The following is a 467-nucleotide window of genomic DNA, read 5'->3' on the forward strand; positions in this document are numbered from 1 at the left end:
GACCGCCAGATTGGAACCATTCGGCTGCCGCGACTCCTATGAGATTCGAAGGCATCCCGAGCAGCCACCACACTTTCCACAAGCGCTCTTCACCGCGCCAAGCTCGCTTCAGCATATGACTCTCCCCTGGCTCGCATTTCGTTCGAGAGCAAGTACCTCCCGTCGCCGCATGAGAGGTACCTATTCGACCTGCGTCATTCAGTGTCAGACTATACTGGTTGTTGGGTGAACTGGAAATCGCTCGGCACATATCAGCGACGCTAATCGTACAATCGTTCGGATTCGTTCCCCGGTCCGTCTAGCGCAGGCACACCGTGGGCGTGGCGATCAATCCGAGCGGTTCAACGATTCAGGTAGCGTAGCAGCCGATCGCGCACGAGCTCACGGTCGGCATCCGCGAAACCAAGCGCGACGCGAATCGGATACTGCGCGAGCGGCCCGCCCGGCTCGACGGGCGCTTTCTGACC

At 59.7% G+C, this 467-nt stretch carries 1 pseudogene; it reads right to left on the reverse strand.

Annotated features, from left to right (window positions below):
- Positions 1–341: 341 nt before the first annotated feature.
- Positions 342–467: pseudogene (locus ACU8YE_RS24910) on the reverse strand (phage virion morphogenesis protein); the annotation flags it as partial.

It is taken from the genome of Ralstonia sp. VS2407, assembly GCF_052950655.1.